The organism is Amycolatopsis sp. NPDC102522, from assembly GCF_055584485.1.
Map to the genome: position 1 here is coordinate 270,522 of NZ_JBVJLY010000011.1, position 25,382 is coordinate 295,903.

The window sequence follows — 25,382 nt, forward strand, 5'->3', positions numbered from 1 at the left end:
TGATCGGGTCTCTGCCGCGAAGACCCTCTTCGCACTGCTTCTCTTCACGGCGTGCGGGTCTGGACTGACAGACCGGAGCCAGCCCCGTCTTGACTGTCCACAAGGGACGCCCTCCAGCGGCCGTATGTCCGGTTCATGCTGCATGTGCGCTTGACGAAAGGCGTCGTGAGTGGCGATTCGGGTTAGAACACCACTTGCCACTCACGACCACAAAGAGCACCTCAGCCGCATGAAGGGGCCGAGCAGAGACGGGGACCAGCGCGCGGAGCCCGGCACGCGGCACAGCGAAGGGGCCTTTCACCGCGTCGAATGCGGTGAAAGGCCCCCTTCAGCCCACGTCAGGAGTGGGCGGCGATCAGTTCCGCGATCTGCACGGCGTTGAGCGCCGCGCCCTTCCGCAGGTTGTCGTTCGCCAGGAACAGCGCCAGGCCGCGACCGCCGTCGACGCCCGGGTCCGTCCGCAGCCGCCCGACGTAGGACGGGTCCTGGCCCGCGGCCTGCAGCGGGGTCGGGATGTCCGACAGTTCCACGCCGGGCGCACCGGACAGCAGCTCGGTCGCGCGGGCGACCGAAAGCGCCTGCGAGAACTCCGCGTTGATCGAGATCGAGTGCCCCGAGAACACCGGCACCCGCACACAGGTGCAGGAAACGCGCAGCTCCGGGATGCTCAGGATCTTGCGGCTCTCGTTGCGGAACTTCTTCTCTTCGTCCGTCTCGAACAGGCCGTCGTCCACAATGGACCCGGCGAGCGGGAGGACGTTGTGCGCGATGGTCCGCGCGTACTTCTTCGGCTCGGGGAAGGTCACCGCCGCGCCGTCGTGGGTCAGCGCGCCCGCGTTCGGCGCCGCCGCGGCGAGCTGGCCTTCCAACTCCTCGACACCGGCGAGCCCGCTGCCGGACACCGCCTGATAGGTGCTCGCGACCAGCCGTACCAGGCCCGCTTCGGCGTGCAGCGGCTTGAGCACCGGCATCGCGGCCATGGTGGTGCAGTTGGGGTTCGCGATGATCCCCTTGCGCGCTTCCTTGACCGCCTCCGGGTTGACCTCGCTGACGACCAACGGGACGTCGGGGTCCATGCGCCAAGCCGAAGAGTTGTCGATCACCGTGGCGCCGGCGGCGGCGAACCGCTCCGCCTGCGCCTTGGAGGTCGTGCCACCGGCGGAGAACAGCGCGATGTCCAATCCGGACGGATCCGCGGCCGTCGCGTCCTCGATGACGATTTCCCCGTCCTGCCAGGGAAGTTTCGAGCCCGCGGACCGCGCCGAAGCGAAGTATCGCATTTCGGCGACCGGGAAACCCCGTTCGGCCAGCAGACGGCGCATCACGCCGCCGACCTGACCGGTCGCCCCTACCACTCCTACCCGCAAACCTTCGGCCATCAGCGACCACTCCCCGCGTAGACGACGGCTTCTTCGTCGCCGCCGAGTTCGAATGCTTCATGGATCGCGCGCACCGCGTCGTCGAGCTGCGCGTCCCGGATCAGCACCGAGATCCGGATTTCCGAGGTGTTGATGATTTCGATGTTCACGCCCGACTGCGCGAGCGCCTCGCAGAACGTCGCCGTGACACCGGGGTGCGAACGCATCCCCGCGCCGACGAGCGACACCTTGCCGACATGGTCGTCGTAGAGGACCGACTCGAAACCGATCTCGTCCTTGATCTTTTCCAGCGACTGCACGGCCTTGGCCCCGTTGGCCTTCGACAGCGTGAAGGTGATGTCGGTGCGGCCGGACGACGTGCTGGACACGTTCTGCAGCACCATGTCGATGTCGATCTCGTTGTCGGCGATCACGCGGAAGATCCTGGCGGCGGCACCGGCGGTGTCGGGCACGCCGGTCACCGTGATCTTGGCTTCGGACCGGTCGTGCGCCACACCGGTGATCAACGCTTGTTCCACGGGGATCTCCTCGATAGAACCGGTCACGGTGGTGCCCGGCTTGTCACTGTAGGAAGAACGGACTCGGATCGGGACGCCGTAGCGGCGCGCGTACTCCACCGAACGCAGGTGCAGGATCTTCGACCCGCTCGCGGCCAGCTCCAGCATCTCCTCGTAGGCGATGGTGTCGAGCTTGCGCGCGTCGGGCACGACCCGCGGATCGGCGGTGTACACACCGTCCACATCGGAATAGATCTCGCAGACGTCGGCGTTCAGCGCCGCGGCCAGCGCGACGGCGGTGGTGTCCGAACCGCCGCGGCCCAGGGTGGTGATGTCCTTGGTGTCCTGGGACACGCCCTGGAACCCCGCCACCAGCGCGATGTAGCCCTGGTCGAGGGCTTCCGTCACGCGGCTGGGGCTGACGTCGATGATCCGCGCGTTGCCGTGCACCGACGTCGTCACCACACCGGCCTGCGAGCCGGTGAACGACCAGGCTTCCGCGCCCTGCGCCGAAATCGCCATCGCCACCAGCGAGTTGGAAATACGCTCACCCGCGGTGAGCAGCATGTCCATCTCACGTTCCGGCGGCGCCGGGTTGACCTGCTGAGCCAGGTCGAGCAGCTCGTCCGTCGTGTCTCCCATGGCGGAACAGACGACGACCACGTCGTTGCCCGCCTTCTTGGTGGCGACGATGCGTTCCGCGACGCGTTTGATGCGGTCGGCACTTTCCAGCGACGAACCGCCGTACTTCTGGACCACGAGGGCCACGCCCGAACCTCCTCGACGGGCCGGGCGGCTCCATGGTGGGCACCGAAGGAGCCCCCGCGTCCCTTATTTGGGCGAAAGCCTACCGGGGACACGCACGCCCGCCACCCTCGTAAGTGGGCCTGAACACCACTTCAGGGACTTCTCGAAGTAAATCTTCCTTAACACCAACGAAATAGTCGGAGGGCTTTCACTTTAGTGACGGAGAGCACCCCTTGTTATCGTCCGTCGGTGCACAAACCCGCCGAAACAAGTACCCCGATCGCGTCGATCCTGGCCGCCAGGTGGAGTCCTCGCGCCTACGACGAGGCCGCCACGGTCACCGGAGACCAGGTCCGCGCGCTGCTCGAAGCGGCCCGCTGGGCGCCGTCGTTCGGCAACACCCAGCCCGCCCGCTACCTGGTCGGCCTCCGGGGCACGCCGTCGTTCGACCGCATCCTCTCGACGCTCAACTCGGGCAACCGCGCGTGGGCCCATCGCGCCGGTCTGCTGCTGATCGGCGTGATGGTGACCACGAACGAGAAGGGCGACGTCCCGTACGCCGAGTACGGGCTCGGGCTGGCGAGCGAGAACCTCGTGCTCCAGGCCGTCGAACTCGGCCTGATCGCCCATCAGATGGCGGGCTTCTCCGCCGAAGCGGCGACGGACTTCTTCGGGCTGCCCGACGACGTCGTCCCCAAGGTCGCCATCGCGGTCGGCCATCCCGCGGATCCCTCGGTACTCGAAGAGGACTGGCGGATCGAGCGTGAGAAGGCGCCACGCGAGCGGGTCCCGCTGGCCGACTTCGCCTACACCGACGGCTGGGGCACGAGCGCCTTCTCCGGCTGACGGAGCCAGCGCGAGGCGAGGATCCCGAGCCCGATGTGCAGCAGGCTCAGCACCGCGACGGCGGTGTGCAGGCCCGCGACGAAGGCCTCCTTCGCGTCAACGGCGGCCGTGGGCGCGATACCGGAAAGCTGAAGGGTTTCGTCGAGCGTGGGCGCGAGGCCCGGACCGGCCAGGCGGAACACCAGCGCGGCGAGCGAGCCCATGAGCGCGATCCCCAGCGCGTTGCCGAGCTCGTTGCCGGTTTCGGCGATCGCGCCCGCCGCGCCCGCCCGTTCGGCGGGCACCGCGCCGACGGCCGTGTCGGCGACCACGCTGAACGAGATGCCGTAGCCGACACCGGCGACCACCGTCGAGGCGACGTACCAGCCCGCCCCGCCCGTGACGCCGGTCATGAGCAGCAGCGCCAGCCCGAGGGCGACGGAGAAGTGACAGGTGACGAGCGCCGCGCGCTTGCCGATCCGGTCGGCCAGCGCGGGGGTGACGACGCACATCGTCGTGAGCACGGCGGCCCCGGGCAGCGCCAGCAGCGCCGCGTGCAGGACGGGCAGGCCGAGCACGGACTGCAGGTGGATCCCCGACAGGTACGCGGCCGCCGACCACGCCGCCAAGGGCAGCAGCCCGGTGACGATCGCGATCGTGAAGACGCGGTCGCGGAACAGGGAGAACTCGATCAGCGGGTGGTCCAGACCACACTGGCGCCGGGCGAACCACACCAGCAGCACGGCCCCGGCTGCCACCGCGGAGACCGCGACGGCGGACAGCCCGTCGACGGCCGCGTGCTTGATCCCGTAGATCGCGAGCAGGAGACCGGCGGCGGACAGCACCACGCTCAGCGCGTCCACCCGTCCCTTCCTCGTGGCCCGCACTTCCCGGAGCAGCACCGGCGCGAGCGCCAGGAACACCGCGATCACCGGCAGGTTGACCAGGAAGACCGAGCCCCACCAGAAGCGCTCCAGCAGGACACCGCCCACGACCGGGCCGATCGCGAACCCGGCGGCGAACGCGGCCGCGAAGACGCCGATGGCCCGCGCCCTTCGCCGAGGATCGGGGAAGAGTTCGCTGAGCACGGCCAGCGCGGACGGCAGCAGTGTCGCGCCCGCCAGCCCCATCAGGGCACGGAACGCGATGAGCGCCTCCGGGCCCGGGGCGAACGCCGCGCCGATGGAGGCCACGCCGAACACCGCGGCGCCGATCATCAACAGCTTCAGGCGGCCGTACCGGTCGCCGATGTTGCCGAACGCGATGAGCAGCGAGCCGACCGCGAAGCCGTAGACGTCCAGGATCCACAGCGCCTGATCGGCCGTCGGGGTGAGCGCCTGGCCGATCCTGGGCATCGCGAGGAACAGGATCGACCCGTCCATCGAGACCAGGAAGACCGGGCAGAGGATCACCAGCAGGCCGAACCAGGCCCGGTTACGCCGTCGTGTCATGCCCTCGACGGTGCGCCGGCTTCGGGAGGGCGGCCATCCCCGTGCCGTGGGTACACCCCACAGGTACACCCACGCGGCCGTGATCGAACCTAGGCTCGGTGTCGTGGAAAGCCTCGGTGTGTACCTCAAGAGCCGTCGTGACCGGGTGACCCCCGCCGAGATCGGCCTGCGCACCTACGGCACCTCCCGCCGCGTGCCCGGTCTGCGCCGCGAAGAACTCGCCCAGCTCGCCGGAGTGAGCGCCGGCTACTACACGCGACTGGAGCAGGGGCTGGCCGAAACCGCTTCACGGCAAGTGCTCGACGCGCTCGCCCGCGTCCTCCGGCTCGACGACGTCGAAACCGGTCACCTGCACAACCTCGCCCGGCGATCCGCGCTCCCGAAGCTGTCCGACCCTGGCCCGGAGGACCCGCATCCCCGCGTCCTCGCGCTGCTGGAGAACCTCGGCGAAGCCGTGCCCGCGCTCGTCTTCGGCCGTCGCGGCGACGTGCTCGCGTGGAACCACGCCGGGCACGCGCTCATGGCCGAACACGTCTCCTTCGACGCGCCGAAGGATCCCGAGGGCAGGCCGTCCTTGCCGCGCATGTTCTTCCTCGACCCGCTCACCCGCGATCTGCACCGGAACCGGGCCGAACTCGCCCGCGTCCACGTGGCCTACCTGCGGCTGACCGCGGGCCGCTATCCCACCGACGCCCGCCTCGCCGGGCTCATCGGCGAACTGACCATGCGCAGCGACGAGTTCGCGACGCTCTGGGCGACCGGCGACGTCGCCGATTGCACCGTCGGCGCCATGCTTCTTCGGCATCCCACGGTCGGCGCGGTCGACGTCGACTATCAGGTGTGGCTCCAGCCCGACAGCCCCGATCACCGGCTGGAGATCTACACGCCGAAGGACCCCGGATCCGCCGACGCGCTGAAGATCCTGACCCGGTTTGATCGCTAACCTGGACTCATGGGGGCTTTACGCAGTCTCGTCCGCAACGAATCCCGCACGATGGCAGGGCTCTGGCTGTATGTGAGAGGCCGTAAGGACGGCGTCGAGGGCGACGCCGTGGCCGTGCCGTACGGCTCCAACGGCAAGGCGATCTTCATCGTCATGGCGGTGGTGAGTGCCGTCGAAGCGGGCCTCTTCTGGCTGATCGACTTCGGCATCGTCGTCGACGTGGTGCTGCTCGTCTTGGGCGTGTACTCGGTGCTGCTGGTGTCCGGGATCTACGCGGGCACCGTCGTCCGGCCGCACGTGATCTCCTCGCGTGAGGTGCGGGTGCGCTACAGCTCGTTCTACGACGTGCGGATCCCGAGGGAGAACGTCGTCGCGCTGCGGCATCTGAAGGAGAGCCACGACCCGCTCGAAGCGCGGAAGTTCCGCGACGAAACCTGGCTCAGCCACGACAATTTCTACGAAAGGCTCGGCGTCAGCTGATCTTCAGGGACCTGTTCACGATCGCGAGAGCGACTTCGGTGACGCTCTCGTTCCGGACGAAGGCCTCCGCCCGGATCAAAGCCAGCGCGTCCGACGCGCCGCGGCCGGTGCTGTCCATCACCATTCCGGTGGCCTGATGCACCATGACCCGGAGATCGACTTCTTCGAACAAGGGATGGTCGGGCAGTCCGTTCCCCTCTTTCCCCGGCGACGCGAGCAACGCGGTGGTCGTCAGGACGGCCGCGACCGTCCTGACCGACCGGGTCACCTCGGGGGCGGGGTCGGTGTCGGGCCGGTAGGCGGTCAAGGCCCCCAGCGGACTCCCCGGCAGACCGAGCCGCGCCACGACCACCGCCCGGACCCCGAGATCGAGCGCGGCGGGACCGAACTGGGGCCAGCGACGCATCAGCTCCGCTTCTCCGCAGACCCACGACGGCGTGGCCGCGGCAGGCGGTGTCCGCGAAGGCCCTTCCCCGAAGAGGTATTCGAGGCCGGCGGCCTCCTCGGCGATCGGATCGGACGCCGCGACGACATCCGTGTTCGGATCTCCCCCGAACAGGGTCACGGCCGTGCTCGGGCTGCCGGACGCTTCGGCGACCGTCGCGATGAACCTGGGAGGCAGCGCCAACTCCCCGTCCATCCAGAGATCCACCGCGTCCGAGTGGGTGGTGTGCAGCGCGGCCGATGTCCGGTGCACCCGCTCGGTCGACCGGTGGATCCCGGCCATCCTCCGGTGAAAGGCCCGCATCGGCTCAGCGCCCGACTCGGCCAGAACCTCATGCCGGCGGGCCACGCTCGCGGCCCGGTCAGCACGCCTGCCTTCGGCCTCCGCCATGCCGCGGAGGGCCGACGAATCGCACTTGCCGCGCCTCATGAGCGGAGAGTACGCCGTGTCACGACCTGTCGATGAGACCCGAATGGCTGAGCGTGACAGGTTCCCCGGATTCGCGAAACGGTCTAGCGTTGTCAGCCCAGCATTCACGTGCCACTCCAGTGAAAAGCAGGAAGGCTGTCGTGCCCCAGAACCGTGAAGAATGGATTACCGATACGCTGGTCGAGCTGGCCGACACGCTGGTACCGGATCTGGATCCGGCGAGTTTCTGGCCGGTCGTGGCGGAGCGGTACACCAGGCTGGTCTCCTCGTCGTCGGTCCGGCTGGCCATCGTCGGTGAACACCCCGGCGGGCAGTTGGTGGTGAACACCGATGAACGCCTGGACAGACCGCCGCTCAACGGGTTCTTCGACAAAGAGGGCCCCGGTGTCGACTGTTGCTCGTCGGGCGTACCAGTGGTCAATGTGCGACTCAAGGAAGCGACCGCGCGCTGGCCGCGACTGGCGCCTGCCGCCCTTTCGCTCGGCTACCGCTCGGCGCACGCTTTCCCGTTCAACCGCCGCGAAGACATCCTCGGCGCCGTGACGATCCTGACCACGGAGGCCGCGCCGTTGCCGGGCGCCGACATCCGGATCGCGAGCTCACTCGCCGACGCCGCGACGATCGGCATGCTCAACCATCGCGCCATCTCGAAGCTGACCGAGACCTCATCGCAACTCCAAGGCGCGCTCACCAGCCGGGTACCCATCGAGCAGGCCAAGGGCCTGGTGTCCGCCCGGCTCGAAATCAGTACGAGCGAGGCGTTCCTCCTGATGCGCCGCTACGCGCGGAGCCACAACCTGCGGCTCTCCGAGGTTTCCCAGAATCTGGTCGCCCGGCGGTTGACCGCGTCCGGCCTGGTAGCGGACAAGACGAAGACGTCCCGCCGGGGCTGAGCCGGGACCGTCAGGTCCGCGAGTCCTCCATCAGCAGCACGACCCCGCCGCCCTGCCCGTGCAGCGGCGAGCAGCCGACCGAGGTGACGAGGCTCCGGCCCTTGCGGTCGACCGCGTCGATTTCGACCCTGTCGGCCTTGTGCCCCGTCTCGTTGCAGATCTCGACGACCGTGCGGAGTTCCGTCGTCGGCAGGCCGAAGTCCAGCGTGAAGAAGTCCTCCCGGTAGACCTCGTCGGCCCGAAGGCCCCACAGGTCCTCCGCGCCACGATTCCAGCTGCGCACCTGCAGGTCTCCGTCCAAGACGACCACCCCGGCCTCGATGCTCGACAGCACGCCTTCGAAGAAGATGCGCGTCTCGTCGAGCTCCATGGTGCGGAGACGCATCTCTTCGTTGGTGGTTTCGAGCTCTTCGTTGGTGGACTGGAGTTCCTCGTTGGTGGTTTCGAGTTCCTCGTTGGTGGACTGGAGTTCCTCGTTCGTGGTCTCGAGTTCCTCGATACTCGACTGGAGTTCCTCGTTGACCGTTTCGAGCTCCGCGTTCGTGGATTGGAGTTCCGCGTAAGCCGTGGCGAGGTCCTCCTGTACTCGTTTGACCTCGTACTGGAGGCGGGTCGCCTCGGTGGTGTCGACGAACGTGATCGCGGCGCCGATGTCCTCACCGTCGATGGTGAGCAGCGGCCGGACGATGATGTCGTAGTACTGCGCCTCGTTGTCGCCCTTCTGCCGCCGCACCGAGTTGATCCGGACGCTGCGCCGCTCGGCGTGCGCCTGGTCGATCACGGACCGGAGTTCGACCGGCCGGTAGGAGATGTCGAGGTCACGGAACGGTTTGCCCACGTCGTCCAGGGAAAGGCCGAACTGGAGCCGTGCGGAGCCGTTGATCAGGGCGATCGTCCCGTCGCGATCGATACCCAGCACCGAGTCGGGGGACGAGGCCAAGGCGAGTTCGCTGACCAGGCGCCGCCGGTTGGCCTCCCGCATCCCGGCGCCCGCCCACACGTCGAACCTCGGCGCCTTCGCCGTCAGCCCGCCGGTCCGCAGCGCGAAGATCCGGTTCCGCATGCTGGCGGCCTCGAACCGGACGCCGTCGGAAACCAGCATCTCGGCCTTGCCGAGGAACAGGTGACCGCCGTTGTTGAGGGCGAAGTGGAAACGTTCGATGATCTTCGTCTGGGTCTCGACGTTGAAGTACATCAAGGTGTTGCGGCAGGCGAGCAGGTCGACCCGGGAGATCGGGGCGTCACGCGTGATGTCGTGCCTGCCGAAGATCACCCGGCGGCGGAGATCGCGGCGAAACGCGAAGAGTTCGCCAGTCGGCTCGAAGTACTTGTTCTTCAGGTCGCCGGGAAGCCGTTCCAGCGATTTCGCGGAGTACAGGCCGGCTCTCGCCTCGCGCAGGGCTTCCTCGTCGACGTCGGTGCCGTAGATCTTGACCCGCGAAGTGGCCGCTTCGACACCGAGGTGCTCGGCGAAGAGCATCGCGATCGTGTACGCCTCCTCCCCGCTCGAACAGCCGGCGCTCCAGATCCGGATCTCGTCGCCGGGAGCGACGTTCGCGACCAGCTCGGACACGACGGTCGTCCGCAGGTAGGCCCAGGCCTCGGGATCCCGGAAGAAACCCGTGACGTTGATCAGAATGGTGTTGAACAGTTCCTGGAACTCTTCGGAGTTGAGCTCCAGGAAATCGCGGTAATCGGCGTAGCTGTCGATTTTCACCGCCTGCATGCGTTTCCTGATTCGGCGGGCGAGTGAGGTGCGCTTGTAGCCGGTGAAATCGAAGCCGCGGGAATCCCTGATGAAGGCCAGCAGGAGCTCGAGATCCTGGCCGCCGCCGTCGTCTTCGCCGTCCGGTGTGCTCATAGCGACCTCGTTCCCTCGACCAGGCCGACGAGCGCGTCGGCCATTTCGCCCAGTGACAGCGTCAGGTCGACCACTACGGTTCTCACCACCGCCTCCGGCATTCCTTTGAACTCGGCGGTCTCCGGATCCTGGACGACCACCGTACCGCCCCGTGCCTTCACCACACTCGCGCCCGCGGCGCCGTCGGAACCCGTTCCGGTCAGGACACAGGCGATTGTCCCGGGACCGTGCACGGCGGCGACGGATTCGAAGAGCAGGTCGACCGACGGGCGCACGAAATTCACCTGGTCGCCGGACGACAGGCAGAGTGTTCCGCCGGGCGTCAGCGTCAGATGCCGGTCCGGGGGCGCCACGTGGACGACACCGCGCTCGACCGGGTCACCGGCTTCGGCGAGCTTGATCCACAACGGCGACCGGCGGTCGAGGAGCTCGGCGAGGACGGTGGGGCGCCGAGGCTGGAGATGCTGGACGACGACCACGGGCACGGGAAAATCGGCAGGCAGGGCGCCCAGGATCTCGATGAGGGCCTTCACCCCGCCCGCCGACGATCCGATGGCGACGATCTCGTATGCCGCGTCCGGCCCCTGCACGGGTCGAGCCTAGTACCTCGGGGCTAGGCGGAACCGCCCACGCGGCGGATGATCTTGGCGAGTATCCCCGTGACCACCATCCAGAAGATCGCGGCGATGCCGTAGTTGATCAGCACGCGGAGCTTGGCGTCTTCGGGCATGAAGAGATCCTTGAAGCCCAGGAGCAGCCCGTCGGCCCAGCCGCGGACGAAGGACACGATGCCGTTGTCGGGGTTCGCCTCGCCGACCACGAAGACGACGTGCAGCACCAGGATCGCCGCGAAGACCAGGCCGACCCAGCGGACGACGCTCGCCAGCACCCCGGCCGCGCGGCCGCCACCGGCCCGCCAGTCGACCTTGCGCCTGGTCTCCTGATCAGCGGTTTCCTTCTCTTCAGCGTGCTCGCCCATGCGGGGCAGTGTGGCACGCACCCTGGTCCGATTGCTACCCGCGAGTAACCCGAATGGGCGCCACTCTGGTCACGGTTCGATCGCGGCCCGGGTTTCCTTTCGGGAGATCGCGCGGTTAAGGTGGCGTCGTGGCTCGAGCTCTCCTGCTTCGCTGCCGCGACGGGGCCTGATCGGACCGGCTCCCCGTCGCGGGGCTTCGTGGTGCCGGTCGTCGCACCCGATTCTTCAGGAGAACCGTCCCCTCATGAGCATTCGCAAGCCCACGCGCCCGGCCCCTTCCGAGCAGGCTTCGTGGAACACCCAGCGCGGCACTTCGATGCCCGTACACCGCTACCGCCCCTGGCACCAGCTGGTCGAGGACATCAAGCTGCCCGACCGCACCTGGCCGGACAAGCGCATCGACACCGCCCCGCTGTGGTGCGCGGTCGACCTGCGTGACGGCAACCAGGCCCTGATCGACCCGATGTCGCCCGCGCGCAAGCGCAAGTTCTTCGACCTGCTGGTCCGCATGGGCTACAAGGAGATCGAGGTCGGCTTCCCGGCGGCGTCGCAGACGGACTTCGACTTCGTCCGCGAGATCATCGACGAGGGCGCCATCCCGGAAGACGTCAGCATCCAGGTGCTGACCCAGTGCCGTCCGGAGCTGATCGAGCGCACTTTCAAGGCGCTCGAAGGGGCGCCGCGCGCGATCGTCCACATCTACAACTCGACGTCGATCCTGCAGCGCCGCGTCGTGTTCCGCGAGGAGCGCATCGGCATCACGAAAATCGCGTCGCAGGCCGCTGAGCTGGTCGTCGACTACGCGGCGAAGCAGCCGGACACCGACTTCCGCTTCCAGTACTCGCCGGAGTCCTACACCGGCACCGAGCTGTCGTACGCGCTCGAGGTCTGCAACACGGTGACCGAGATCTGGCAGCCGACGCCGGAGAAGCCGGTCATCCTGAACCTGCCCGCCACCGTCGAGATGGCGTCGCCGAACATCTACGCCGACTCGATCGAGTGGATGCACCGCAACCTGGAGCGCCGCGATTCGGTGATCCTGTCGCTGCACCCGCACAACGACCGCGGCACCGGCATCGCCGCCGCCGAGCTGGGCTTCCAGGCAGGCGCGGACCGGATCGAAGGCTGCCTGTTCGGCAACGGCGAGCGCACCGGCAACGTCGACCTGGTCGCGCTGGGCATGAATCTCTACAGCCAGGGCGTCGACCCGCAGATCGACTTCTCCGACATGGACGAGATCAAGCGGACCGTCGAGTACTGCAACCAGCTGCCGGTACACGAACGCAGCCCGTGGGCCGGTGACCTGGTGTTCACCGCGTTCTCCGGCAGCCACCAGGACGCGATCAACAAGGGCCTCGACGCGCTGAAGGCCGCCGCCGACAAGGCGGGGACCCCGGTCGACGAGCACCCGTGGGAGGTCCCGTACCTGCCGATCGACCCGAAGGACATCGGCCGCAACTACGAGGCCGTGATCCGGGTGAACTCGCAGTCCGGCAAGGGCGGCGTCGCCTACATCATGAAGGCCGAGCACCAGCTCGACCTGCCGCGGCGCCTGCAGATCGAGTTCTCGAAGGTCGTCCAGAGGCACACCGACACCGAAGGCGGCGAGGTCGACCCCACCACGATGTGGAACGCGTTCTCGGCCGAGTACCTGGAGCTGAAGACGCCGCTGGAGCTGGTCCGCCAGCATGTGCGGGACAACGGTGACGGCGAGTACGACATCACCGCCACCGTGCGGGTCGAGGGTGACGAGCACGAGGTCACCGGACGCGGGAACGGCCCGATCGCGGCCTTCTTCGACGCGCTGTCGACCGTCGGGTTCGACCTGCGGCTGCTGGACTACAGCGAGCACACGCTCTCGCCGGGCGACGACGCGCGGGCGGCGTCGTACATCGAGTGCGCGATCTCCGACAGGGTGTTCTGGGGCATCGGGATCGACCCGTCGATCGTGACCGCTTCGCTGCGGGCCGTCGTCTCGGCCGTGAACCGGGCGAACCGGTAGCTTCCCCGCCCAAGTACATGAAGGCCCCCTTCCTTGCGCCTAGGTACAGGAAGGGGGCCTTCATGTACTTCTACAGGGCTTTCACGGCGGCCAGGACGTCGGCGGGGTCGGTGCGCGTGGTGTAGTCCGGGTGGACGTCGATGTAGCGGATGACGCCTTCGCCGTCCACGACCAGGACGGTCGGGTACGGCAGTTCCCACTCGTGCGCGCCGTTGATCTTCTCGACGTCGCCGATGAGCGCGTCGAAGGCGGGCTTGGTCTCCGGGGCCAGCCGGAACGTGATGCCGAGCGCGCGTCCGAGCTCGTTGTCCACATCGGACAGAACGGTGAACTCCAGCTCCTTCGTGGACAACGAGCCGTCCGGCAGCTGCGGGCTGACCGCGACCAGCTTCACCCCCAGGTTCTCCAGTTCCGGCAGTAGTTCCTGCTGATACGTGCGCAGGGCGAGGTTGCAGTACGGGCACCACGCGCCGCGGTAGAACACCACGACCGCGGGCCCGTCCGCGACCCGCACCCGATCGCCGGCGGCGTCCGGCAGCGTGAGGTCCGGCATCACCGTGCCCGGCTTCGCCGCCGCCTCGGCGACCAGTCCGACGAACGTCGCGCGGTCGGCCTTGAGCACCTCGGCGATCTCCGCCGGGACGTGGCTCGCGACGGATTCCCGCAGCTCGGCGAGGTCGGTGTTGAGATCCCCCATGGTCAGCTCCTTGAGTTGTACTGATCGGTACAGTGCGCCCGACTGTACTATTCGGTACATGGATGGTCAACCGGTCGCTTCGACCCCGCGCGGACGCCTGACCCGGGACGCGATCGTCGACGCGGCGGCGGAACTGATGTACGTCAACGGCGTCGCCGGGACGAGCGTCGACAAGGTGCTCGCGGCGAGCGGGGCCGGGAAATCGCAGATGTACCACTACTTCAAGAACAAGGATCAACTCGTCGAAGCGGTCATCGCGCGCTTCCTGGAGAGCATCCTCGGCAACCAGCCGACCATCTTCGAGCTGCACGACTGGGCCGACTTCGACCAGTGGGCGAGCGAGATCCTGGCCATCCAGGCCTCCCCCAAAGGCCCGATCGCCTGCCCACTCGGCAATCTCGCGGGCGAACTCGGCGACAACCCCAAGATCGCGCCGCTGCTGGACAAGGCCTACCGCGAATGGGAGTCCCATCTCGAACGCGGCCTGAAGTCCTTGCAGGCACAGGGAAAACTCGCCGAGGACGCCGACCCTGCCCGGCTCGCGCAGGCCGCGATGACCTGCGTCCAGGGCGGCCTGCTGATGGCGCACCTGCGGCACGACATCACGCCGATCGCCGACGCGCTCAAGATCGCGCTGGACCACCTGAAGAGTCACGCTCGCCCGTGAGGGCTTCGACCTCGTCGGCGAGCGCGTCGAGCACCTTCGCCACCGCCGGCCGCGAAGACGCGCCCAGCCGACAGATCGCCTCGACATGCCTGGCCGCCTTGATCCCGGCGAGCGGACGGCAGACGAGACCGCTGCCGCGGCGAGTGTCCACTGTGTACCGGGGCAGTAGCGCGATCCCGTGCCCCGCGGCCACCAGCCGTTCGATGATCCGGAAGTCGTTGATGCGCTGCACGACCCGCGGCCGCACGCCGGTGCGGATGATCAGCGACTGGAGGATGTCGTCGACCGGGAATCCGGCGTTGACGCTGATCCAGCTTTCGTCGGCCAGTTCGGCGAGTTCGACACGGCGCCTTTTCGCGAACCGGTGGCCCACCGGGAACGCGACGTCGAGCGGTTCGCGCAGCAGGTGTCGCGACTCCAGCCGCTCCGAGGCGAGCGGCGGCGCGTGCTCGTCCCGGTGCGCCACCACGATGTCGTAGTCCGCGACGAGTCCCGGCACCTCGGGCGGCGTCATGTCCACGTCGCGCACGATGACGTCCAGCCCGTCGAATTCCGCCGTCCGGTGCAGCAATCCCGGCAGCAGCATCAGCCCCGCCGACTGGAAGATCGCCACCCGGACCCGGCCGCGCGGGGCACTGCGGTAGGTGTCCAATTCGGACTCCGCGCGGTCGAGCGCGGCGAGCACGTCGTCCGCGCGGGCGACCAGCGCGCGGCCCGCGTCGGTCAGCCGCAGCCCGCGCCCGGCCGGTTCCGTCAAGGCGAGACCGACGTCACCCTGCAGGGCGCGCAGCTGCTGCGAAACCGCGGACGGGGTGCAGTGCAACGCCTTCGCGGCCGCCGTCACGCTGCCGCGGTCGGCGAACTCCCGCAGGGTCCGCAACCGGCCGATGTCCATCCCGCCAGCATATGTGAAGCGAAACTGAACGGTCGCTGCAAATATTCTCGCTGGTCCTAAATGGTCATCCCACGTAAGAGTGAAGGTATGCCCGCCCGCGACCGTTTGCTCGCCCTGCTCGTCGTCGTCCTCTGGGGCTGTAACTTCCTCGCCATCCACGCCACCCTCGGGCAGTTCCCGCCCGTCTTCGCCGGCGGGCTGCGCTTCGCGGTCATCGCGCTCCCGACCATCCTGTTCGTGCCGTGGCCGAAGGTGAAGATCCGGCACCTCCTCGGCTACGGGCTGGGCTTCGGCACCGGACAGTTCGCCTTCCTCTTCATCGCGATGGACACCGGCATGCCGACCGGCCTCGCGTCGCTGGTGCTGCAGGCCTCGGCCCCGTTCACCGTCCTGCTCGGCGCCGTCTTCCTGCGGGAACGCGTGTCCGGACGGCAGCTGGCCGGGATCCTGCTCGCTGTCACCGGGATGGCGACGATCGCCTGGCAGCAGGCCGGGAACGCCGCCCTGCTGCCGGTGATCCTGACCCTGCTCGGCGCGTTGAGCTGGGCTTTCGGCAATCTGAGCACCCGGAAGGCGGCGCCGGAGAGCCCGCTGAACTTCGTCCTCTGGATGTCCGTGGTGCCGCCGCTGCCGATGTTCGCGCTGTCGCTGGCGATGGAAGGCCCCGCCGAGATCGGGCACTCGCTGAGTACCCTCGGCACCACGACCGGCCTGGTCGGCCTCGGCGGGCTGGCCTACGTCGTGTTGTTCGGCACGATCGCCGGCTCCGGGATCTGGACGTCGCTGATGCGCCGCAACCCGGCGGGCGTGGTCGCGCCGTTCTCCCTGCTGGTGCCGGTGGTCGGCCTGTCGATGGCGTTCCTGGTCCTCGACGAGCGGCCCTCGCCGGTGGAGATCGTCGCGGCGGCCGTCGTCATCGGCGGGGTCCTGTTCGGTTCGACGAAGCGCCGCGTGCGCGAGCCGGATTTCCTCGCCGAAGCCGAAACGCCTCAGCCCACTGGGGTGCGGTGAGCCTTTTGGGCGGGGCGCCTCGCCCGGTGAACACCCGCCGCACGAAGTCCTGGTAGCGCTGACGATCCGCGTCGTCGACGAGCGGATGCTCACGGCGGGTCAGAGTGAGCAGACCGCCGTCGACGCCGGGCCGGGGACGGAACGCCGCCGCGGGGACCCGGCCCGCCAGCCGGAAGTCGAACCACGGCCACCACTGCGCGGTCATCAGGGTGGCGCCGCCGACCCCGGCGCGGCGGCGCGCCACCTCCCACTGCACGAGCAGGACGGCGTCCGTCCAGCCGGGGGCGGCGAGGACGTGGCGCAGCGTCGCGGTGGTCAGGTGGAACGGCAGATTGCCGACCAGGACGTGCGGTGTCTTCGGTAGCGGGAACCGCAGGAAGTCCGCGGTGACGATCTCCGTGGCCGCCTGGACGCGGCCCGCCAGCCGGGCGGCGCGGCGATCGTCGAGCTCGATACCGGTCAGCCGCCTGCCGAGCCGCTGCAAGGGCAGGGTCAGCGCGCCGTCGCCCGTGCCGAATTCGATGATCGGTCCACCGGTCACGGCGACCAGCCCGACGATGGTTTCGATGGTGTTCCGGTCGATGAGGAAGTTCTGGCCGAGTTCGTGACGGCCAGGTCGGTGTGTGCGCAAGGGGTCTCCGCGGCTTCGAGGTGAGCCGGGCAGCCTGAAGCAGGCCCGGCGATGGCTCGCTCGGGCGGCGGTTCCTTGCTGGACGCGTGGGATCCGCCGCTAGGCGCGGCGGGTCCTGGTGAAAGCGGAAGCACACATGGCGGCGAAGTTACCTCGGGCCGGAGTGCTTCCGCCAACGGTTTTCTAGCCGGCGATCCGGCTGGTGCCGAGCTGCTCGACCGGACCGGACAGGGCGGCCTTGACCTGGCGGGTGAGGTCGTCGGTGAGCACTTCGGTCTCGCCCTTTTCGAGGCCGTCGACGACCAGGCGGGCGACATCTCGCGGGTCGTTCTTCTCGACCTCGAAACCCTGCGTCATGTCGGTGTCGGTGTACCCGAGGTGGACGCCGACGACCTGGGTGCCCTGCTCGGCGAACTCGATCCGGAGCGAGTTGGTGAGCGACCAGAAGGCCGCCTTAGACGCGCCGTAGGACCCCGAGCCCGCCGCCCACGACAGGACGGAATGCACGTTGACCAGCGCTCCACCGTCCTTGAGCTGGGGCGCAAACGCTTGCGCGATGCGCAGCGCACCGAAGACGTTCGTCTCGAAGACCGGGCGGTGGGCGTCGACATCTTCGGCGAGCAGCGAGCCGAGCCCGAGGACGCCGGCGTTGTTGAAGACGATCGTCGCGTCGCTCGCCTCGGCGGTCAGGGCGCGGACGGACTCCGGGTCGGTGACGTCGAGCGGGAGCGGGACGATCCGCGGATCGGTCTCCTCACGCGGCGACCTGGCCGTCGCGTAGACCTTGGCGGCGCCGCGGTCGAGCAGTTCGGCGACGAACGCCTTGCCCAGTCCGCGCTGCCCACCGGTGACCAGGACGACGGCACCCTCGATGGTGGTCATGACTTGCTCCCTTGACAGAAGTGTTCGGTTTTTGCCTCTGTCGTCAGCATGGAGGCGCGAGCCGACAGAGTCAAGTACGCTTGACCTATGTCATGGACCGCGACGGACCGCTACCGGTTGCGCGCCGCCCCCTCGGGGCTGGCGCTCGTTCAGGACTTCCTCAACACGAAGGGCATCAAGGCGCACGGCCTCGACCTGTTGAGCGACGCCGACCTGGCGCGCCCTTGGGTCGCCGAGGCACTGGCGGAATGGTCGAAGACCCGGAACTCCGACGTTCCCGAGATCACGCCGGGCCCGGGCGACCTTCGCGCGCTTCGCGACCTACGGGAGTCGTTCGTTTCGCTGTTGGACGGCGACGACGCGGCCGTCGAGAAGCCGATCAAGGCGGACCTGGCCGTGCGGGACGGCGTCGTCCGGCTGTTCCCGTCCGGCACCGGACGGCAGTGGCTCGCTTCGGCGCTGTGGACGGAGACGCTGCTCGCGCAGCAGGCCGGGATCTGGCCGCGGCTGAAACTGTGCCGTCTCGACGGCTGCCGTTCGGCGTTCTACGACGTTTCGCGCAACAACAGTGGAGTCTGGCACGACGTCCGGAGCTGCGGGAACGTCGCGAACCTGCGCGCTTCGCGGGAGCGGAAGAAGGCGCTCAGCTGAGCGAGGCGAGCGCCGACGGGATCGGGATCTCACCGCCGATGACGTCGAAACCCTGGTTCTCGGTGAGCGGCGCGTCGAGGGTCGCGACCAGGACCGAGGCGACGTCGGCGCGGGAGATGTGCCCCGGTTCGAGGTGACCGCCGAGCTTGACGCGGCCACTGGGCTGGTCGTCGGTGAGGGTGCCTGGCCGGACGATCGTCCAGTTCAGGCTCGACCGGCGCAGGACACTGTCGGAGATCTGTTTCGCCATCAGGATCGAGCGCACCAGGCGGTCGCCCTGATCCGGCGAATCCGCGAACTGCGCGGAAAGCTGCACGAACCGCGCGACACCGGCCTTCTCCGCGGCACGGATCGCGGTGATCACGCCGTCGCGGTCGACGAGGTCGACCGAGGCCTGATCCGGATCGGGCGCGCCGATCGCGCTGATCACGACCTCGGAACCGGCGAGCGCCTCGACGAGGTCGTCCGCGTCGGCGGTGACGTCCGCGACCACGGTTTCGGCGCCGAGCCCGGCGACCTCCTCGGCCCGGCGGCGGCTGCGCAGCCCCGCCCGCACCTGATGTCCCCGCCCCCGCAGAAGCCGGACCACGTGAATCCCCGTCCGCCCCGACGCACCCAGCACTGTGACCCGCATGACACCGAGTCTGCCTGATCACGCGCTCACCTGCCTGGTCACGCCGGTGAGCCGGAAGTACATGAAGGCCCCCTTCCTTGCGCTAGGCGCAAGGAAGGGGGCCTTCATGTACTTGGACGAGCTAGAGGATCTCGGCCGCCGAGCCGACGTCCGGCAGGCCGCCGATGTCGGGGTTCAGGTCCCCGGACTCGACGAGTTCCGCCTTGACCTCGTGCGGCCGGATCCGGCCGTCGCGGATGTCCTCCGCGTAGTGGCACGCGACCCGGTGCCCCGCGCCGATCTCCCGCAGCTGCGGGCGGTCGGTGTCGCACAGGCTCTGCTGCTTCCACGGGCATCGCGTGTGGAAGCGGCAGCCGGACGGCGGCCGCGCCGGCGACGGCAGGTCACCGGCGAGCAGGATCTGCTCCCGGCTGTCCTCCACCTCCGGGTCCGGCACGGGGATCGCCGAGAGCAGCGCCCGCGTGTACGGGTGCAGCGGGTTCTCGTACAGCGCGTCGGCGTCGGCCTCTTCGACCAGCGAGCCGAGGTACATCACGCCGATGCGGTCGGAGATGTGCCGCACCACCGCGAGGTCGTGCGCGATCACCAGGTAGGTGAGCCCGAGCTTCTGCTGCAGGTCTTCCAGGAGGTTGATCACCTGCGCCTGCACCGAGACGTCCAGCGCGGACACCGGTTCGTCGGCGACGATCAGGTCCGGCTCGACGGCGAGCGCCCGCGCGATGCCGATGCGCTGGCGCTGACCACCGGAGAACTCGTGCGGGTACTTCCGCAGCGCGGACTCGGGAAGCCCGACGGCGGACAGGAGTTCGCGCAGCCGCTTGGCCGTCGCTTCCTTGTCCTTGTCGAGTCCGTGCGCCTTCATGCCCTCTCGCAGAATGGATTCCACCGACTGCCGGGGGTCCAAAGAGGACATCGGGTCCTGGAACACCATCTGCATCCGGCGGCGGGCCTTGCGCAGTTCCTCGCCCTTGAGTCCGGCGACGTCCGTCCCGTCGAAGACGACGTTGCCGTTCGTCAGCTCGGTCAGCCGGAGGATCGCCCTGCCCAAAGTGGACTTGCCACAACCGGATTCGCCGACCAGGCCGTAGGTTTCACCCTTGCGGATGGCCAGGTCGACACCGTCGACGGCGTACACGTGCCCGACCGTCTTGTCGAAGACGATGCCGCGCTTGATCGGGAAGTGCACCTTGAGGTCGTTGACCTCGAGCAGCACTTCCTGCTGCGGAACCACTGAGGTCATCGTGCCCCTCCTCGTGCGGCCACGGCCGGGATCACCGGGTTGTGGCAGCGCAGCAGCCCACCGCGATCGGGGGTCAGCTGCGGTGAAACCTCCCGGCACACGCCGAGAGCGTTCGGGCAGCGGGGCGCGAAGGCGCACCCGCCGACCCACGGGATGTTGTCGGAGACGGATCCCTTGATGGGAATCAGTTTCTCGCCGCGGCCCGCGTCGAGACGCGGGATCGAGGCGAGCAGGCCGTGCGTGTACGGATGCCGCGGCTCGGCGAACAGCGCGTGCCGTTCGGCGCGCTCGACGATCTTGCCGCCGTAGAGCACGTTCACCTCGTCGCAGAGACCGGCGACGACCCCGAGGTCGTGCGTGATCATGATCAGCGCGGTTCCGGTGTCCTGCACCAGTTCCCGCAGCAGCGCGAGGATCTGCGCCTGGATCGTCACGTCGAGCGCGGTGGTCGGCTCGTCGGCGATGAGCAGCCGCGGACGGCACGCCAGCGCGATCGCGATCAGCGCGCGCTGCCGCATCCCGCCGGAAAGCTGGTGCGGGTACTCGGAAAGCCGCCGCGACGGGTCGGGGATGCCGACCTTGTCCAGCAGTTCCGCCGCTTCCACCGACGCCACCTTGCGCGACATCCCGCGGTGCCGCTCCAGCACCTCGGTGATCTGCAGGCCGATCGGGATGACCGGGTTCAGCGAGGACAGCGGGTCCTGGAAGACCATGCCGAGGTCGCGACCCCGGCGGTCCCGCATTTCCTTGTCCGACAGGCGAAGCAGATCCGCGCCTTCGAACGACACCGAACCGCTGACGTGGTTGCCGCGCTTCGCGAGCAACCGCATGATCGCCAGTGACGTCACGGACTTGCCACAGCCGGACTCGCCGACGAGGCCGACCGTCTGGCCGGGTTCGACGTCGAAACTGACCTCGTCCACCGCGGTGAACGGCTTCTCACCGCGCCGCTGGAAAACGACCTTGAGGTCGCGTACTTCGAGGAGGGCCATCAGAAATCACCGCCTGTTCTTCGGATCGAGGGCTTCCCGCAACGACTCGCCGAGCAGCGTGAACCCGAGCGCGACGATGATGATCGCGATGGCCGGGTAATACGCCAGCTCGGGGCGGATGTCGAGGAACTGCCGAGCGCTGCGGCTCAGCATGATTCCCCATTCCGCCCGGTTCGGGTCCGGGTCGCCGAGACCGAGGAACGACAGCGCCGCCGCCTCGAGGATCGCGGTCGCCAGCGTCAGCGTGGCCTGCACGATGAGCGGGCCGAGTGAGTTGGGCAGCATGTGCCGCAACACGATCGCCCCGCGTTTGACGCCGAGCGACGTCGCCGCGAGCACGTGGTCGCTGTTTCTCTGCGCGAGCATCGAACCGCGCAGCAATCGCGCGAAGATCGGCACGCCGACCATCGACACCGCCACGATCACGGTCCACTGGCTCGGCTTCTCGAACAGCGCGGCGACCGAGATCGCCAGCAGCAGCGACGGCACCGACAGCATGACGTCGACGAGGCGCATCAGCACCGTGTCGACCCAGCCGCCGAACGCGCCGGCGAGCCCGCCGATGATCATGCCGACCACGACGCCGATGACCGTGGCGAGCACACCGACCATCAGCGTGTTCTGCGCGCCGACCAGCAGCCGCGAAAGGTAGTCGCGGCCGAAGTCGTCGACACCGAGCGGGAAACCGGCCTGTGCGCCGGGGATGATGCCCTGCCCGAGGATGACCTCGCTCTGCAGGTACCGCTCGTAGGGGTCCTTCGGCGCGATGAACGGCGCCAGAATCGCCAGCAGCAGGAAAAGTCCGGTGATCACGCCGCCGGTGATCGCCACCGGGCTCCGCAGCATCCGGCGGATCGCCTCGCCACCGAGGCTGTGCCCCTTCGCCGACGTCGCGGCGAGCTTGTCGATCGGCTCTTTCTTCTTGTTCAGCAATGTGTTCATCGGACACGCACCCTCGGGTCGATGAGCCCGTACGAGACGTCGACCAGCATGTTCACCAGCACGTAGACCAGCGCGCCGAACAGCAGCAGCGCCTGCAGCCGCGGGTAGTCACGCCGTTCGATGCCTTCGGCGAGCAGGAAGCCGAGGCCGCGGAAGTTGAACACCCGTTCGGTCAGCACAGCGCCACCGAGCAGCGCGCCGGTCTGCAGGCCGATGACGGTGACCACCGGCAGCAGGCCGTTGCGAAGCACGTGGCGTCGCCGGACGACCGGCTGGGTGAGGCCCTTCGAATTGGCGGTGCGGATGAAGTCCTCGTTCATCACGTCCAGCACCGACGCGCGGGTGATCCGGACGATCACCGCGAGCGGGATGGTGGCGAGCGCGAACGCGGGCAGGATCAAGTGGGTGATCGCGTCCCAGGCGGCGTCCCATTCCTGGGTGATGATGCCGTCGAAGACCGCGAAACCGGTGACGGTGGTGGCGTCGAGCCCGGCCATCTGACGGCCCTGCGACGGAAGTCCCAGCGGCGCGGCCAGCGCGTCCTGCATCATGTAGCCGAGGAAGAACACCGGCACGGCGACGCCGATCAGCGAGAACACGATGATGACGTTGTCGACCACCCCGCCGTGGAAGCGGGCGGACAGGTAGCCGAACGGGATGCCGAGCCCCACCGCGATGAGCATCGCGCAGAAGCCGAGCTCGAGGGTGGCGGGGAGGAAGTTCCCGATCTCCGACATGACCGGCTGGGCGGAGACCAGCGAGTTGCCGAAGTCGCCGGTGATGGCCCGGCCGAGGAACTTGAAATACTGGACGAAAATCGGATCGTCGAGGCCGAGGAGCTTGTTCAGGTCGGCGATCTTCTCCGGGGTCGCCTTGTCACCCAGCAGGGCGCCGGCGGGGCCACCGGGCAGTGACCGGAGCCAGGCGAAGATCAAAATGGACAGGATCAAGAGCGTCGGTATCGCTTGTAGCAGCCGACGCACGAGAAAACGGAGCACGTGCGTTCCTTTGTTGCCAGCCCGGGAATGGGCCGAAGGGGGCGGGTGCGGTAGCACCCACCCCCTGCGACTCAGTGGTAGTGGATCAGTTGACCGTGACGGTGTAGAAGCGCTCGTCGGTCAGCGGGCTGGCGACCAGGCCCTTCACCTTCGGGCCGACGACGATCGCCGGGGGACCGTAGGAGATCGGGATGGCGGGCAGGTACTCCATGATCTTCTGGTTCACTTCCTGGTACGCCTTGGTGTGCGCCTCACCGGCGGGCGCGGCGTCCGCGGCCGAGATGGCCGAGAACAGCTCCGGGTTGCTGAAGCCGAACTCCGGCTTCTCGCGGCCGAAGAAGGTACCCACGAAGTTACCGGCGTCGTTGTAGTCACCGGTCCAGCCGAGCAGGTGCACGTCCTGCTTGCCCGCCTTCTGGACGTCGTCCTTGTAGCCACCGTTCCACGGCTTGGCGATCGGCTCGACCTTGATGCCCATGGCCTTCATGTCCTCGGACAGCGAGGTGAAGATGTCGGCCGGGTTCGGCATGTACGGCCGGGTGACCTCGGTCGGGTAGTAGAACTTCAGCGTCATGCCCTCGGCGCCGGCTGCCTTCAGCAGGTCTTTCGCCTTCTGAAGGTCGTAGTCGTACTTGGTGACGTTGTCGTTGTAGCCGTCGATCGCCTTCGGCACGAACTGCGTCGCGGTCTCGGCGCCCTCGGGGAGCTTCGACTTCACGAACTGCGCACGGTTGAGGCCGTAGGCCAGCGCCTTGCGGACGTTGGGGTCCTTCAGCTTCGGGTTGTTCTTCTGGTTGATGCCCAGATACAGGATGTTGAACGACGGGCGGATGAGCACCTGCTCGCCGTCGTTGCGCAGCAGGCCGTAGTCCGCGGGCGACGGGTAGTCGTAGCCCTGGATGTCGCCGGCCTTCAGCGCCTGCTTGCGGGCGTTCTCGTCCGGGATGACCTTGAAGACCAGCTTGTCGAGCTTGGCCGTCTGGGTCGGGGAGTCGGTCGCCTTCGACAGCGTGATCTCACCCTTGGCCTGGTCCCAGCTGTCGAACTTGAAGGGGCCGGTGCCGGTCGGGTGCTGCAGCGCGTACTCGGGGTAGGAGAACGAGTCACCGCTCTGGGTGACGTTGTCCGCGTTGTACTTCTTCAGCGCGTCCGGGCTCTGGATGGAGAACGACGGCAGCGTGAAGGCCGCAGGGAAGGCGCCCTTGGCCTTGTTCAGGTTCAGGATCGCGGTCGACTCGTCCTTGGCCTGGCAGTCCTTGAACACCGGGGCGCCGGAAGCGTCACCCTCGTTCTTGGCGAAGCCCTCGAAGACGTCGCCGTAGTAGATCATCTGGCTCTGGGCGGCGGCGCCCTTCATGTTGAACATGCGGTTGAAGTTGAAGCAGACCGCTTCGGCGTTGAACGGGGTGCCGTCGTGGAACTTGACGCCCTTCTTCAGCGAGAAGGTCCAAGTCTTGCCTTCGTTGCTGCCTTCCCACTTCTCCGCAAGGCCGGGCTCGAGATCAGCCGTGCCCGGCTTGTTCATGATCAGCGTGTCCATCATCTGGCGGATGATGCGGAAGGTCTCACCGTCGTCGTTGAAAAGCGGGTCGAAAGTCTTCGGGTTACCGGCGGCGCCGAAGACCATGGTGCCTCCTGAGCCACCCCCTGCGCCTTCTTCACGCTTCGAATCGGCACAGGCGGAAATGGAGACCGCGAGTGCGCCGGCAAGCCCGATCAGGGCCACACGGCGTGCTCGGGTCACCCGCAGTTGCTGCATCTGGCACCCCTTGAGGAGAATTTCGGTGTTTTAGTCACCGTCCGGTCGGTCGGAAACTCGAACTCCGCGGACGATCGGTGTGCCCGCCGACACTAGCGGGAACTCGGCCCGCACTTAAGCACGCGAGGTTACGATCGCGCTACACGAAGACCAATACGACCGCAAAGTGTCGGCAATTCCGGACGGAGCGTAATCAATTCAGCACCACTAACGCGCAGAGTGCCGGGTCACTAACACAAATGGGTGTCCACCACTAGGCTCAATGGTTCACTGACAGAAGTGGACATCGTCGGACATCGTGGTGGGGGGGGGGGGGGGGGGTGGGGGGGGGGGGGGGGGGGCGCCCCCCCCCCCCCCCCGCGACCAGCGCCATCGCCGCCCCGCCGCCGCCTCCGGTCAAGCCGTTCGTGGTCGGCGGCGAGGACACCACCACCCAGGAGAACCCCTTCGCG

The 25,382-nt window shown here is 68.1% G+C and carries 25 protein-coding genes; 8 read left to right on the plus strand and 17 right to left on the minus strand.

What is annotated here, in order from left to right:
* Positions 1 to 338: 338 nt before the first annotated feature.
* Together ACZ6YV_RS25930 and ACZ6YV_RS25935 are read right to left on the minus strand one after the other, a co-directional pair.
* Positions 339 to 1,379, minus strand: a complete 1,041-nt coding sequence (locus tag ACZ6YV_RS25930; protein WP_465512077.1) for an aspartate-semialdehyde dehydrogenase — start codon at positions 1,377 to 1,379, stop codon at positions 339 to 341.
* Positions 1,379 to 2,644, minus strand: coding sequence for an aspartate kinase (locus tag ACZ6YV_RS25935; protein WP_409495273.1), 1,266 nt, complete (start codon positions 2,642 to 2,644; stop codon positions 1,379 to 1,381). The genes ACZ6YV_RS25930 and ACZ6YV_RS25935 overlap by 1 nt, the downstream gene beginning before the upstream one ends.
* A 228-nt stretch (positions 2,645 to 2,872) precedes the next feature.
* Between ACZ6YV_RS25935 and ACZ6YV_RS25940 the strand changes: the two genes are divergently transcribed.
* On the plus strand, positions 2,873 to 3,469 hold the full coding sequence (locus tag ACZ6YV_RS25940; protein WP_465512078.1) for a nitroreductase family protein: 597 nt from the start codon (positions 2,873 to 2,875) through the stop codon (positions 3,467 to 3,469).
* Here ACZ6YV_RS25940 and ACZ6YV_RS25945 read toward each other — a convergent pair.
* Complete coding sequence (locus ACZ6YV_RS25945) at positions 3,430 to 4,899, minus strand: MFS transporter (protein WP_465512079.1); 1,470 nt, start codon at positions 4,897 to 4,899, stop codon at positions 3,430 to 3,432. The two genes, ACZ6YV_RS25940 and ACZ6YV_RS25945, sit on opposite strands and share 40 nt — an antisense overlap.
* A gap of 103 nt (positions 4,900 to 5,002) precedes the next feature.
* Between ACZ6YV_RS25945 and ACZ6YV_RS25950 the strand changes: the two genes are divergently transcribed.
* Positions 5,003 to 5,842: a helix-turn-helix transcriptional regulator gene (locus ACZ6YV_RS25950; RefSeq protein ID WP_465512080.1), complete on the plus strand. Its 840-nt coding sequence runs from the start codon at positions 5,003 to 5,005 to the stop codon at positions 5,840 to 5,842.
* A gap of 9 nt (positions 5,843 to 5,851) precedes the next feature.
* On the plus strand, positions 5,852 to 6,322 hold the full coding sequence (locus tag ACZ6YV_RS25955; RefSeq protein ID WP_465512081.1) for a hypothetical protein: 471 nt from the start codon (positions 5,852 to 5,854) through the stop codon (positions 6,320 to 6,322).
* Here ACZ6YV_RS25955 and ACZ6YV_RS25960 read toward each other — a convergent pair.
* Complete coding sequence (locus tag ACZ6YV_RS25960; protein WP_465512082.1) at positions 6,315 to 7,196, minus strand: ANTAR domain-containing protein; 882 nt, start codon at positions 7,194 to 7,196, stop codon at positions 6,315 to 6,317. The two genes, ACZ6YV_RS25955 and ACZ6YV_RS25960, sit on opposite strands and share 8 nt — an antisense overlap.
* Positions 7,197 to 7,336: 140 nt before the next feature.
* On the opposite strand from ACZ6YV_RS25960, the gene ACZ6YV_RS25965 reads away from it, so the two are divergent.
* Positions 7,337 to 8,089: an ANTAR domain-containing protein gene (locus tag ACZ6YV_RS25965; RefSeq protein ID WP_465512083.1), complete on the plus strand. Its 753-nt coding sequence runs from the start codon at positions 7,337 to 7,339 to the stop codon at positions 8,087 to 8,089.
* Positions 8,090 to 8,099: 10 nt separating this feature from the next.
* Here the strand turns inward: ACZ6YV_RS25965 and ACZ6YV_RS25970 are convergent, their stop codons facing one another.
* Genes ACZ6YV_RS25970 through ACZ6YV_RS25980 form a run of 3 tightly spaced genes read right to left on the minus strand, consistent with a single transcriptional unit; the run spans position 8,100 to position 10,929 of the window.
* Positions 8,100 to 9,950 (minus strand): CheR family methyltransferase, encoded by a 1,851-nt coding sequence (locus tag ACZ6YV_RS25970; protein WP_465512084.1) that lies wholly within the window; start codon positions 9,948 to 9,950, stop codon positions 8,100 to 8,102.
* Complete coding sequence (locus tag ACZ6YV_RS25975) at positions 9,947 to 10,540, minus strand: chemotaxis protein CheB (protein ID WP_465512085.1); 594 nt, start codon at positions 10,538 to 10,540, stop codon at positions 9,947 to 9,949. Before ACZ6YV_RS25975 ends, ACZ6YV_RS25970 begins: the two co-directional genes overlap by 4 nt.
* A 23-nt stretch (positions 10,541 to 10,563) precedes the next feature.
* Positions 10,564 to 10,929 carry a hypothetical protein gene (locus tag ACZ6YV_RS25980; RefSeq protein WP_465512086.1) on the minus strand — a complete coding sequence of 122 codons (366 nt, stop codon included), beginning with the start codon at positions 10,927 to 10,929 and terminating at the stop codon, positions 10,564 to 10,566.
* A gap of 244 nt (positions 10,930 to 11,173) precedes the next feature.
* Here ACZ6YV_RS25980 and leuA point away from each other — a divergent pair, with 244 nt between their 5' ends.
* Complete coding sequence (leuA, locus tag ACZ6YV_RS25985) at positions 11,174 to 12,931, plus strand: 2-isopropylmalate synthase (protein ID WP_465512087.1); 1,758 nt, start codon at positions 11,174 to 11,176, stop codon at positions 12,929 to 12,931.
* 70 nt (positions 12,932 to 13,001) lie between these two features.
* On the opposite strand, the gene ACZ6YV_RS25990 is transcribed toward leuA, so the two are convergent.
* Positions 13,002 to 13,628, minus strand: a complete 627-nt coding sequence (locus tag ACZ6YV_RS25990; protein WP_465512088.1) for a peroxiredoxin-like family protein — start codon at positions 13,626 to 13,628, stop codon at positions 13,002 to 13,004.
* A 58-nt stretch (positions 13,629 to 13,686) separates the two neighbouring features.
* Here ACZ6YV_RS25990 and ACZ6YV_RS25995 point away from each other — a divergent pair, with 58 nt between their 5' ends.
* Positions 13,687 to 14,295: a TetR/AcrR family transcriptional regulator gene (locus ACZ6YV_RS25995; RefSeq protein ID WP_465512089.1), complete on the plus strand. Its 609-nt coding sequence runs from the start codon at positions 13,687 to 13,689 to the stop codon at positions 14,293 to 14,295.
* Here the strand turns inward: ACZ6YV_RS25995 and ACZ6YV_RS26000 are convergent.
* Complete coding sequence (locus ACZ6YV_RS26000) at positions 14,252 to 15,190, minus strand: LysR family transcriptional regulator (protein ID WP_465512090.1); 939 nt, start codon at positions 15,188 to 15,190, stop codon at positions 14,252 to 14,254. The genes ACZ6YV_RS25995 and ACZ6YV_RS26000 overlap by 44 nt on opposite strands.
* Positions 15,191 to 15,277: 87 nt before the next feature.
* Here ACZ6YV_RS26000 and ACZ6YV_RS26005 point away from each other — a divergent pair, with 87 nt between their 5' ends.
* The gene (locus ACZ6YV_RS26005) at positions 15,278 to 16,201 is read left to right on the plus strand and encodes an EamA family transporter (RefSeq protein WP_465512091.1); all 924 of its coding nucleotides are present in this window, start codon (positions 15,278 to 15,280) and stop codon (positions 16,199 to 16,201) included.
* Here ACZ6YV_RS26005 and erm read toward each other — a convergent pair.
* Positions 16,104 to 16,832: a 23S ribosomal RNA methyltransferase Erm gene (erm, locus tag ACZ6YV_RS26010; protein WP_465512092.1), complete on the minus strand. Its 729-nt coding sequence runs from the start codon at positions 16,830 to 16,832 to the stop codon at positions 16,104 to 16,106. The two genes, ACZ6YV_RS26005 and erm, sit on opposite strands and share 98 nt — an antisense overlap.
* 183 nt (positions 16,833 to 17,015) lie before the next feature.
* Entirely contained in the window at positions 17,016 to 17,714 is a 699-nt protein-coding gene (locus tag ACZ6YV_RS26015; RefSeq protein ID WP_465512093.1) for an SDR family oxidoreductase, read from the minus strand.
* 87 nt (positions 17,715 to 17,801) lie between these two features.
* On the opposite strand from ACZ6YV_RS26015, the gene ACZ6YV_RS26020 reads away from it, so the two are divergent.
* Complete coding sequence (locus ACZ6YV_RS26020; RefSeq protein ID WP_465512094.1) at positions 17,802 to 18,365, plus strand: CGNR zinc finger domain-containing protein; 564 nt, start codon at positions 17,802 to 17,804, stop codon at positions 18,363 to 18,365.
* On the opposite strand, the gene ACZ6YV_RS26025 is transcribed toward ACZ6YV_RS26020, so the two are convergent.
* The 6 genes from ACZ6YV_RS26025 to ACZ6YV_RS26050 form a co-directional block, all read right to left on the minus strand.
* Positions 18,358 to 18,999, minus strand: coding sequence for an SDR family oxidoreductase (locus ACZ6YV_RS26025; protein WP_465512095.1), 642 nt, complete (start codon positions 18,997 to 18,999; stop codon positions 18,358 to 18,360). The genes ACZ6YV_RS26020 and ACZ6YV_RS26025 overlap by 8 nt on opposite strands.
* Positions 19,000 to 19,120: 121 nt before the next feature.
* Entirely contained in the window at positions 19,121 to 20,239 is a 1,119-nt protein-coding gene (locus tag ACZ6YV_RS26030; RefSeq protein WP_465512096.1) for an ABC transporter ATP-binding protein, read from the minus strand.
* Complete coding sequence (locus ACZ6YV_RS26035) at positions 20,236 to 21,231, minus strand: ABC transporter ATP-binding protein (RefSeq protein ID WP_465485864.1); 996 nt, start codon at positions 21,229 to 21,231, stop codon at positions 20,236 to 20,238. Before ACZ6YV_RS26035 ends, ACZ6YV_RS26030 begins: the two co-directional genes overlap by 4 nt.
* A gap of 6 nt (positions 21,232 to 21,237) precedes the next feature.
* A complete protein-coding gene (locus ACZ6YV_RS26040; RefSeq protein WP_465485863.1) occupies positions 21,238 to 22,173 on the minus strand; it encodes an ABC transporter permease in 936 nt (311 codons plus the stop codon).
* Positions 22,170 to 23,171 (minus strand): ABC transporter permease, encoded by a 1,002-nt coding sequence (locus tag ACZ6YV_RS26045; RefSeq protein WP_465485862.1) that lies wholly within the window; start codon positions 23,169 to 23,171, stop codon positions 22,170 to 22,172. Before ACZ6YV_RS26045 ends, ACZ6YV_RS26040 begins: the two co-directional genes overlap by 4 nt.
* 85 nt (positions 23,172 to 23,256) lie before the next feature.
* Complete coding sequence (locus ACZ6YV_RS26050) at positions 23,257 to 24,930, minus strand: ABC transporter substrate-binding protein (protein ID WP_465485861.1); 1,674 nt, start codon at positions 24,928 to 24,930, stop codon at positions 23,257 to 23,259.
* Between the last annotated feature and the right edge of the window lie 452 nt (positions 24,931 to 25,382).